Here is a 9,444-nt window from a genome sequence, read left to right as displayed (position 1 = left end):
CCCTTCGCGGTTCCGAAGAAGGACACGGAGGCCTGAGCCACGCGCTCCGGCGCCCGCACGATCCCGAACCGAGCCTCGCCCGCCGTCCGGCGTCCCATCCGTTGCGCGGGCGGGCCGGCAAGGATCGTCTGCCGCCCCGGGTCTTGCAGGCGGCGATTTCCTGCCGCAGCGGGCACAGGTCCGACGGCGCGACCTCGGGCAACGGCCGCGCGTTCCGCCTCGGTCGGCGCCGCGACCAAGGCGGCACCCTCCGCAGGCACGTCCGGGGCGGCCTAGGCCACGGGGTCGCTCTCGGGCAAGGACCCGAGCCGAGCGATCCGCAGGCTGTCCGGCCTGACCGTTCCCCAGCTTTCTTCCGATCCAAGTTCCGTGTCGCGCCCGTGCCAACGCTCCCGAGCGGCGGTGAGATCCTGACCGACTGGTTTCATGGCCGGATCAAAGCAGGACAAGCTGCCGCGGAAACCTTTGACACGGAAGGATACGCCTCCGGCGGGGGTATTTCTGGCAAGAGGCAGGACTAGATGCAGCGCCCTCCGTCCACCTCCATCGCCACGCCGGTGATCATGCCGGCTGCGTCGGAGCAGAGAAACGCCGCGGCCTCGCCCATGTCCTGCGGGGTCGAGAAGCGGCCCAGGGGGATGGTGGAGAGGAACTTGTCGCGCATCTCTGGCGTGTCCTCGCCCATGAAGCTTTTGAGCAGCGGGGTCTCGCCCGCCACCGGGTTCAGCGCGTTGACGCGGATGCCGTGGGGGGCAAGCTCGATCGCCATGGCCTTGGTCGCGGTGATCATCCAGCCCTTCGAGGCGTTGTACCAGTTGAGCCGCGGCCGGGGCGAGACGCCGGCGGTCGAGGCCATGTTGAGGATCGCGCCCGCGCCGCGCGCCTTCATCCCCGGCACGAGCGCCCGGGCGGTCAGGTAGACGGATTTGCAGTTTACGGTGAAGACGCGGTCGAAGTCGTCCTCGCTGACCGCTTCCATGGGGGCGGGCAGGTGCGTGATCCCTGCGTTGTTCACCAGGATGTCGGGGGTGCCGCCGAAGGCGTCGGCGGCCTTTTCCGCCATCGCGGCGACCGAGGCCGCCTCTGCCACGTTCACGCGGCAGGGCAGGGCGCCTGCGCCCAACTGACCCGCCAATGCCTCGGCGCCCTCGCCGTTGATGTCGGCGATCATCACCCGCGCGCCTTCGGCCAGAAATGTCCGCACGATCCCCGCGCCGAAGCCCGAGGCGCCCCCGGTGACGATGGCCGTCTTGCCCTCGAGTCGCATGCTCTCTCCCGTTTCTGGTCAGCCGTGCCGCGCGGCGACGGTCTTGAGCTTGGTGAAGCCGTAGAGTGCCTCGAACCCCTTCTCGCGGCCGTGGCCCGAGAGGCCGCTGCCGCCGAAGGGCAGCTCCACCCCGCCGCCCGCGCCGTAGTTGTTCAGGAAGACCTGGCCCGACCGCAGCCGCTGCGCCAGCCGCATCTGCCGCGCGCCGTCGCCGCTCCAGACCCCGGCGACGAGGCCGTAGGGGGTGCCGTTGGCGATGCTCACTGCCTCTTCCTCGTCGTCGAAGGGGATGAGCGCCTGCACCGGGCCGAAGATTTCCTCCTGCGCGAGGGGGTGCGCGGGAGGCACCGCGTCGAAGAGCACGGGCGCCACGTAATGCCCGCCCGTGGGCGCATTGGAGGCCACGCGCCCCTCCGCGGCGCGGGAAAGGTCCGCGCCCTTTTCGAGGAAGCCCTCGACAATGGCCTTCTGCCGGGCGGAAATGACGGGGCCAAGGTTGCGGTCCTCCAGCGCCGGGCCCGCCTCGAGCGCGCGGTAGCGCTCGGCCATCAGCCCGGCCACCCGGTCGTAGAGCGGGCGCTCCACGAGGATGCGGGACGAGGCGGAGCAGGTCTGCCCGGCGTTCTGGATGCCCGCGTTCACGAGGAAGGGCAGCGCCGCCTCGACATCGGCATCGGCGAAGACGATCTGCGGCGACTTGCCGCCCAGTTCCAGCGTCACGGGCACGACGTTCTGCGCAGCCGCCGTCTGGATCAGCCTGCCGGTGGCGACGGAGCCGGTGAAGCTGACGTGGTTGACGCCCGGGTGGGCGGAGAGCGCCGCGCCGGCCTCCGCGCCGGTGCCGGGCACCACGTTGAGCGCGCCCGCGGGCAGCCCTGCCTCGCGCGCAAGATCGGCGAAGGCCAGCGCGGTGAGACAGGCCTCTTCGGCCGGTTTCAGCACGCAGGCGTTGCCGGCGGCGAGTGCGGCACCGACCGAGCGACCGATGATCTGCATCGGGTAGTTCCAGGGCACGATATGCGCGGTCACGCCATGCGGCTCGCGCATGGTGTAGACGGTGTAGCCCTCGAGATAGGGGATGGTTGTCCCGTGCAGCTTGTCGGCGGCGCCGGCGTAGAACTCCATGTAGCGGGCCAGCGCCTTTGCATCCGCGCGCGCCTGCGTCAGCGGCTTGCCCACGTCGAGCGATTCGAGGCGCGCGAGGTCCTCCACGTGTTCTTCCACCAGCCGGCCGAGACGGGCCAGCACGCGGCCCCGCTCTGCGGCGGTGGCGCGGCCCCAGTCGCCCGCCAGCGCGGCGCGGGCCGCGGTCACGGCGGCGTCGATGTCTTCCGCGGTGCCCCTGGCGATGCGGGCAAGTTCGGTGCCGTCAGAGGGGTTCTCGAGCGCCAGCGTCTCGCCCGAGGCAGGCGGCACCCAGTCCCCGCCGATCAGGCAGCGGGAGGGGTCGAACCACAGGGGTGTGGGCTGGGCATCAAGGGCGGGCATGGGCAGTCTCCGGGGCCTGGCCGACCCGCGGCAGGCGCGGCGCGGCGTCGATCAGGCTTTGGGTATAGGGATGCGAGGGCGCGGAAAAGACCCGCTCGGTCGCGCCTTCCTCGACGATCTCGCCGGACTGCATCACCAGCACCCGGTCGGTCACGCGGCGCACCACGGTCAGGTCGTGGCTGATGAAGAGGTAGGACAGCTGAAACTCGCCCGAGAGCCGCGCGATCAGGTCGAGGATCTGCGCGCGCACCGAGACGTCGAGCGCCGAGACCGCCTCGTCGAAGACGATCAGCGCGGGGCGGATGATGAGCGCGCGGGCGATGGCGATGCGCTGGCGCTGGCCGCCCGAGAACTCGTGCGGGTACTTCTGCGCGTCGTCGGGCGAGAGGCCCACGGCACTCAGCGCCTCGGCCACGGCCTGCGTGCGGTCGGCGCCGGTGGGGGCGTCGTCGAGCAGGTGAAAGGGCTCGGTGATCAGCCGGTCGACCCGGTGGCGGGGGTTGAAGCTGCCGTAGGGATCCTGAAAGACCACCTGCACCTGGCGCCGCACCTCGAGGTTGGGGCGGTGCCCGGTGAAGACCGGTGCCCCGTCGATCAGGATCTCGCCGGCCTGCACCTCTTCCAGCCCCAGGATCGCGCGCGTCAGCGTGGACTTGCCGCAGCCCGACTCGCCCACGAGGCCCAGCCGCTCGCCCCGGTGCATGGTGAAGCTGACACCGCGCACGGCGCGGAAATGTTCGCGCCGCGCGAAGAGACGGCTGCGGGGCAGGGCGTAGTCGCGCACGACGCCGCGCACCTCCAGCAGCGGCGCCTCGGCCCCGGGCACGGCGGGCAGCGCAACGCGATGGTCCGAGGCCTCGAACAGCATCCGCGTGTAGGGGTGGCGCATGTTCGCAAAGAGCGCGCGGGTCTCGCCCGTCTCGACCACCTCGCCGTGGCGCATCACCACGATGCGGTCGGCCATGTCGCTGACCACGGCAAGGTCGTGGGTGATCATCAACAGACCCATGCCGAACTCGTCCACCAGCTCGCGCAGCAGGGCGAGAATCTGCGCCTGCGTGGTCACGTCGAGCGCGGTGGTGGGTTCGTCCGCGATCAGCAGTCTGGGGCGCAGCGCGATGGCCATGGCAATGACGACGCGCTGCCGCTGCCCGCCCGAAAGCTCGTGCGGGTAGCGCGAGAGGGGGAAGCGTTCGGCGGGCAGGCCCACGCGGTCCAGCATCGCGCGGGCGCGCGCCAAAGCCTCTGCGCGGGGGACGCTCTGATGGATCAGGATCGTCTCTGCCACCTGATCGCCGATGGTCTGCACCGGGTTGAGCGCGGTCATCGGCTCCTGGAAGACCATGCCCACCTCGGCCCCGCGCAGGCGGCACATCTGGGCCTCGGGGGCGTTCAGGATATCGCGCCCGTCGAGCACGATCCGCCCCGTGGTCTCGGCCGTCCCGGGCAACAGGCCCATCACGGCGAAGGCCGTCATCGACTTGCCCGAGCCGCTCTCGCCGGTCACGGCCACGATCTCGCCCGGCGCGATCGACAGCGACACGTCGCGCAGGATCGGCGTGCCGCCGATGGCGAGATCCAGGTGTTCGATCCGCAGCAGGCTCATGTGCGCGCCTTCCGCACCTTCGGGTCCAGCAGGTCGCGCAGCCCGTCCCCCATGAGGTTCAGCCCCAGGACCGTCAGCACGATGGCGAGGCCGGGGATCAGCGCGACATGCGGCGCGAGGCTGACCATGGTCTGCGCCTCGGCCAGCATCCGGCCCCAGCTGGGCGTCGGCGGCTGCGCGCCGAGGCCGACGTAGGAGAGCCCGGCCTCGGCCAGGATGCCGAGGCTGAACTGGATGGTGCCCTGCACGATCAGCAGGTTGGCCACGTTGGGGAGGATGTGCTCGGCGCTGATGCGGGTGGCGGACTTGCCGGCCACGCGGGCGGCCAGGATGAACTCGCGCTGCCAGAGGCTCAGCGCGCCGCCGCGCGTCAGCCGGGCGAAGACGGGAATGTTGAAGATGCCGATGGCGACGATGGCGTTGACGGCGGAGGCGCCGAAGACGGCGGTGATCAGGATGGCGATGACGATGGCGGGAAAGGCGAAGATCAGGTCGTTCGCCCGCATGATGAGTTCGTCCAGCAACCCGCCCTTGCGCGCCGCCGCGGCAAGGCCCAGCGGCACGCCCAGCGCCATGCCGATGCCCACGGCCAGCAGCGCCACCGCGATCGAGGTGCGCGCGCCCACCATGATCATCGACAGGATGTCGCGCCCGAAGTGATCGGTCCCCAGCGGATGCGCCCATGAGGGCGGCTGCAGCCGCGCGGGGATGTTCATCCCGTCCACCGGGTAGGGCGTCCAGACGAAGGACAACGCCGCGGCCAGCACGAAGACCGCCGAGAGCGCCACGCCGATCCACAGGCTGCGCGGCAGCGGCTGACGCCGGGCGGCGGGCGCCTGCGGCGGTGCCTGTTCACGCTCGGCAAGGCTCATGTCCGGGTCCTCAGGCGGGGATCGACCGCTGCATAGGCCAGATCGACGAGGAAATTGACCACGATCACCGCGAAGACCAGCAGCATCACCACCGATTCAACCACGATCAGGTCGCGGGCCGAGATCGACTGGAAGATCAGCCGCCCCAGTCCGGGCAGGTAGAACACCTGCTCGATGATGATCGCGCCCGCCAGCAGGAAGGCGAACTGCAGCCCGATGATGGTGAGCACCGGGATCAGCGCGTTCCTGACCCCGTGCCGCCAGAGCGCCTGCCGGCGGGTCAGCCCCTTGGCCCGCGCGGTGCGCATGAAGTCCTCGCCCAGGATGTCGATCAGCGACGAACGCATGACCCGGGCAAGGATCGCCGCCTGCGGCAGGGCAAGCGCGATGGCCGGCAGGGTCAGCGCCTTCATCCCGGCCAGGAGTCCTTCGTCCCAGCCGGGGAAGCCGCCCGCGCCGAACCAGCCCAGGTTGATCGAGAAGAGCAGCACCAGCATCATCGCGAACCAGAAGTTCGGCACCGCGACGCCAAGCTGCGTCGCGCCCATCACCGCCAGGTCGCCCGCCCTGCCGCGCCGCGCGGCGGCGTAGATGCCCGCCGGGAAGGCCAGAAGGGTGGAGAGCGCGAGCGCGTAAAGCGCCAGCGGCAGCGAGACCTGCAGCCGCTCCGCGATCATCTCGGCCACGGGCGTGCGGTAGGTATAGGAGGTGCCGAAATCGCCGGTCAGCATCCCGCCCACCCAGTCGAGATATCGCTGCCATTTCGGCACGTCGAGGCCAAGCTCGGCGCGCAGCGCCGCGACCGTCTCTGGCTGGGCGTTGATGCCCAGCATGAAGGCCGCGGGGTCGCCCGGCGCCACCTCCACCACGAGGAAGATCACCAGCGAGGCGACGGCAAGGCTTGCCGCGAGCGAGGTCAGGCGCTTGAGCGTGTAGCGCAGCATGAATTCTCCATCGGCCCCGCTTACGGGGCGCTCATCGGCCCGTGTGCGGGCCTCTTCGCGAGGCGCGCGCCGGCGCCGGGCGCGCGCTCCGCTGCGCTCACTCTTCCCAGTAGACGCCGGTCAGGTCGGTGGCCTGGGTCGGCGCGTCAGCCCACAGGCCGCGCACCCCCGCCCGGGCGACCGAGGTCATGGCAAGCTGGAAGAGGTAGCCGTTGACGTAGTCCTCGGCGATGATGCGCTGCGCATCCTGCAGCATGGCGGTCCGGCCGTCGGGGTCCGTCGTCGTGTTGAGGTCGTCCATCAGCGCCTGGAAGTCCGGGTTGTCATACTGGAAGTAGTAGTCCGGCCGGGCGTAGATGCCGATGTCCATCGGTTCGGTGTGGCTGACGATGCTGAGACCGTAGTTCTTGTTGGTGAACACTTCCTCCAGCCACTGCGCCCATTCCAGGTTGGTGATCTCCGTCTCGATCCCGACCTCGCGCAGCTGCGCTGCCACGATTTCGCCGCCGCGACGCGCGTAGGACGGCGGCGGCAGCTTGAGGGTGGTGGCGAAGCCGTCGGGATAGCCTGCATCGGCCAGAAGCTGGCGGGCAAGCTCGGGGTCGTGGGCGGAGTTGTCGGTCAGGTCCACATAGGCCGGGTGGTGCGGCGCGAAATGGCTGCCGATGGGGGTGCCGTAGCCGAACATCGCGCCGTCGATGATCGACTGCCGGTCGATGGCATGGGCGATCGCCTTGCGCACGCGGCGGTCGTCGAGCGGCGGCTGGGCGTTGTTGGTGGACAGGACCGTCTCGCCCTCGGTCGAGCCGATCAGCACCTGAAAGCGCGGGTCCGCCTCGAACTGCGGCAGGTTCTCCGGCGCGGGGAAGGCCATGAAGGCGTCGATGTCCTCTGCCATCATCGCCGCGAAGGCGGCGGTGGGATCGGAGATGAACTTGAAGGTCGCCTCTTCCAGCGCGGGCGCCTCGCCCCAGTAGTCGTCGTGGCGGGCCAGTTCGATGCTGTCGCCCTGCGTCCAGCTGACGAAGCGGAAGGGACCGGTCCCGACGGGCTTCGACTTGATCTCGCCGACGCTGTCGGGCGCCACGATCACCGCATCGCCCCAGGCCATGTTGAACAGGAACATGCCGTCCTGCTGCGAGAGAGTGACGCGCAGGGTCTGCGGGTCCACCACCTCGACGCTCTCGATCGCGGCGAAGAGCTGCTTCTGCGCATTGGTGGAATCCTCTGCGCGCGCACGGTCGAGCGTGAACTTGACGTCCTCGGCATCCATCGTCGTGCCGTCATGGAAGGTCACGCCCTCGCGCAGGGCAAAGGTGTAGGTCAGCCCGTCCTCCGAAATCTCCCAGCTTTCGGCAAGGCCCGGCACGACCTCGCCCGACTCGGTAAAGCGGGTGAGCCCCTCGAAGACGTTGGCGTAAAGCACGCTGTCGATGGCGCCCGCAGCCCCGCCCGTGGGGTCGAGATGCGGCGGCTCCAGCTGCATGGCGACCGTGATGTCGGTGCGCTGCGCCCAGGCGGGGGCGAGCCCGGCGGCCAGCGCGAGCGCGCTTGCGGCGAACAGGCGAAGGGGCTTGGTCATCTCGTTCTCTCCCTGGTCGAAGGCGCCCTGACGGCGTCTGCCGGGTCAAGCTTGGCGGATCGGCCGGACCCTGTCCAGAGCGCCCGAGGGCAATCTCAGCGGATCACGAGCCGCGGTGCGGGGCCCAGGGGAATCGGCCCCAGCCGCATGTGCCCGTCCGCGAAATCGAGCGGGATGTCCAGCGTCTCGGGGCTGCCGGAAAGCTGAGCGACGAGCGAGAGGCCGGCCTCGAGGTTGTCGGCAAGACGCTCGGGCAGCGCGCCGGTTTCGCGGGCCAGGTCGAGGATCGCGCGCCAGTTCTCGGCCCGGATCGCGACCGCGCCCTCCGGCACGCCGTTCGCGTCGACGGTGAGCCGGCCCGCGGCGCGCAGCACCAGCCGGCCCCAGACCGCCTCTGCGGTGTCGAGGTCGATCCTGCGGGGCTGTGGCCGGCGCTCCGCGATGGCGGCCGCGTCCCAGGGCGCGTCGAAGGTCACCGTCGCGTCGATGCGCAGCGCATCCAGCGTCTGCGGCAGCCGCTCGGGCGGATCGGGCGGTGCCAGCCCGTCGAGCGACAGGCCCAGCCGATACGTCGCCGCCTGCACCGGTTCGCGCGCCGCCCCGAGGTTGAGCCGCGCCAGCGCCCATGCGCCGCCCCGCTCCGGTTCGATCCGCAGGGTTTCGGCCACCAGCGTGGCGCGTTCGAGCGCGCGCGCATCTTGCGGCCGAAGCACGAGGCTTGCCCGCATGTCGTCGCTATGGATCGTGAAGCGCCGCTCGGGCGTCGCCAGCACCTGGGTGTCGGGCCAGACCGCGATCAGGTGGTTGGGCCGGTAGCTCAGGCGCGGGACCTGGAAGATCGGCGCCTGCCAGGCGAGGCCGGTGCCGGGATCGGCCAGCGCCACGTCCGTGAGCGTGGTGTCGAAGCGGTTGGGAAAGCCGCGCACCGAAAGCTCGGCATAGTCGGCCTGCCAGCCCTCGGCGCGCCGGTCCTCGAACCATTGCGTCTGGGCCTGCCGCAACTGCGAGGCGCCGAAAACCCAGTATCCCGACCAGGCCAGCGCCGCGAGGACGACGAGGATCAACAGCCGCTTCATCCGCCCATCCCCTTTGCAGACGCTGCGGCGATGGTGTTTAACCCCGCCCCGGAGAAAGGACCAGACACCGTGACGATGTGGGTTTTCGGATACGGATCGCTCTTGTGGAACCCCGGGTTCCCGGTGGCCGAACGCGTGCTTGCGCGGCTGCCCGGCTGGCACCGCAGCTTCTGCATGCGCTCGATCCACCACCGCGGCAGCATCGCGGAGCCGGGCCTGGTGCTCGCGCTGGATGCGCTCGAGGGGGCGGTCTGCAACGGCGTGGCGCTGGCCGCCGCGCCGGGGCACGAGGAGGAGACGCTGGCCTATCTGCGCGCCCGCGAGCTGATCTCGTCGGCCTATGTCGAGCGGATGCTGCATGTCGAGCTTGCCGACGGCCGATCGGTCGAAGCGGTGACCTATGTCATCGACCCTGCGCACGGGCAGTATTGCGGCAACCTGCCGCTGGAGGAGCAGGCAGCGATCATCGCGCGCGCCATCGGCGGCCGGGGGCCGAACGACGAGTATCTGCACAATACCGCGGCACATCTGGCCGAACTGGGGCTGGCCGATCCAGATCTGGAATGGCTGTCGGCACGGGTGCGCGCGCTCAAGGCTTAGTGGCTTGGC

At 70.3% G+C, this 9,444-nt stretch carries 8 protein-coding genes; 1 reads left to right on the top strand and 7 read right to left on the bottom strand.

The genetic code is table 11. The features are described from left to right. Positions 1 to 517 precede the first annotated feature (517 nt). The 7 genes from ACLFOB_RS05545 to ACLFOB_RS05515 form a co-directional block, all read right to left on the bottom strand. On the bottom strand, positions 518 to 1,267 hold the full coding sequence (locus ACLFOB_RS05545) for a glucose 1-dehydrogenase (RefSeq protein ID WP_410925370.1): 750 nt from the start codon (positions 1,265 to 1,267) through the stop codon (positions 518 to 520). Positions 1,268 to 1,285: 18 nt separating this feature from the next. Continuing rightward, positions 1,286 to 2,755 carry an aldehyde dehydrogenase family protein gene (locus ACLFOB_RS05540; protein ID WP_410925368.1) on the bottom strand — a complete coding sequence of 490 codons (1,470 nt, stop codon included), beginning with the start codon at positions 2,753 to 2,755 and terminating at the stop codon, positions 1,286 to 1,288. Next, a complete protein-coding gene (locus tag ACLFOB_RS05535; RefSeq protein WP_410915953.1) occupies positions 2,742 to 4,361 on the bottom strand; it encodes an ABC transporter ATP-binding protein in 1,620 nt (539 codons plus the stop codon). Before ACLFOB_RS05535 ends, ACLFOB_RS05540 begins: the two co-directional genes overlap by 14 nt. After that, complete coding sequence (locus ACLFOB_RS05530) at positions 4,358 to 5,173, bottom strand: ABC transporter permease (RefSeq protein WP_410915959.1); 816 nt, start codon at positions 5,171 to 5,173, stop codon at positions 4,358 to 4,360. Before ACLFOB_RS05530 ends, ACLFOB_RS05535 begins: the two co-directional genes overlap by 4 nt. Before the next feature lie 56 nt (positions 5,174 to 5,229). Further along, positions 5,230 to 6,177: an ABC transporter permease gene (locus ACLFOB_RS05525; protein ID WP_410915954.1), complete on the bottom strand. Its 948-nt coding sequence runs from the start codon at positions 6,175 to 6,177 to the stop codon at positions 5,230 to 5,232. A gap of 97 nt (positions 6,178 to 6,274) precedes the next feature. Beyond that, positions 6,275 to 7,759 (bottom strand): ABC transporter substrate-binding protein, encoded by a 1,485-nt coding sequence (locus tag ACLFOB_RS05520; RefSeq protein WP_410925366.1) that lies wholly within the window; start codon positions 7,757 to 7,759, stop codon positions 6,275 to 6,277. 95 nt (positions 7,760 to 7,854) lie between these two features. Continuing rightward, the gene (locus ACLFOB_RS05515; protein ID WP_410915956.1) at positions 7,855 to 8,835 is read right to left on the bottom strand and encodes a DUF2125 domain-containing protein; all 981 of its coding nucleotides are present in this window, start codon (positions 8,833 to 8,835) and stop codon (positions 7,855 to 7,857) included. Positions 8,836 to 8,904: 69 nt separating this feature from the next. On the opposite strand from ACLFOB_RS05515, the gene ACLFOB_RS05510 reads away from it, so the two are divergent. Next, positions 8,905 to 9,435, top strand: a complete 531-nt coding sequence (locus ACLFOB_RS05510) for a gamma-glutamylcyclotransferase (protein ID WP_410925364.1) — start codon at positions 8,905 to 8,907, stop codon at positions 9,433 to 9,435. Positions 9,436 to 9,444 lie beyond the last annotated feature (9 nt).

The sequence above is a fragment of the Rhodosalinus sp. genome, assembly GCF_046542825.1.
Classification (GTDB): domain Bacteria; phylum Pseudomonadota; class Alphaproteobacteria; order Rhodobacterales; family Rhodobacteraceae; genus Rhodosalinus.
The sequence above is the reverse complement of the archived record's forward strand: the minus strand, read 5'-3'. Positions and strand labels throughout refer to the sequence as shown.